This is a genomic window from Thermobacillus xylanilyticus, from assembly GCF_907165215.1.
In the GTDB taxonomy this organism is placed as follows: Bacteria; Bacillota; Bacilli; order Paenibacillales; family Paenibacillaceae; genus Thermobacillus; species Thermobacillus xylanilyticus.
On the sequence record NZ_CAJRAY010000023.1, the window covers coordinates 20590 to 21080 of the forward strand.

General features: G+C 51.1%; 3 tRNA genes. All 3 read right to left on the reverse strand.

What is annotated here, in order from left to right:
* Positions 1-82: 82 nt before the first annotated feature.
* Positions 83-157, reverse strand: a tRNA-Glu gene (locus tag KJQ12_RS05010).
* Positions 158-175: 18 nt separating this feature from the next.
* Positions 176-266, reverse strand: a tRNA-Ser gene (locus KJQ12_RS05015).
* 6 nt (positions 267-272) lie between these two features.
* A tRNA-Asn gene (locus tag KJQ12_RS05020) sits at positions 273-348 on the reverse strand.
* Positions 349-491: the final 143 nt, after the last annotated feature.

The window sequence follows — 491 nt, forward strand, 5'->3', positions numbered from 1 at the left end:
GTGAATCCGCGCTTTCCGGCGCGTGACAAATTATAATATACTACAACTTGATTTGATAAATCAAGTCTGTTTGTGAAGGAAGTGGTGACCCGTAGGGGATTCGAACCCCTGTTACCTCCGTGAAAGGGAGGTGTCTTAACCCCTTGACCAACGGGCCGCAATGAAGGAAAGTCAATGGCGGAGAGCGAGGGATTCGAACCCTCGATACGCTGTTAACGTATACACGATTTCCAATCGTGCTCCTTCGACCACTCGGACAGCTCTCCACGAGATGGCTCCCCGAACAGGACTCGAACCTGTGACAACTCGGTTAACAGCCGAGTGCTCTACCGACTGAGCTATCGGGGAACAGCGTCAACGGTATTCTCTCTGCTCAGGATGCCTTGCACCCTGAAAACCGGATGCGAATGAAATGTTGAATCAAGCTGATGGTATTTAGGATAAGCCCTCGACCGATTAGTATTCGTCAGCTTCACGCGTTGCCGCGCTTC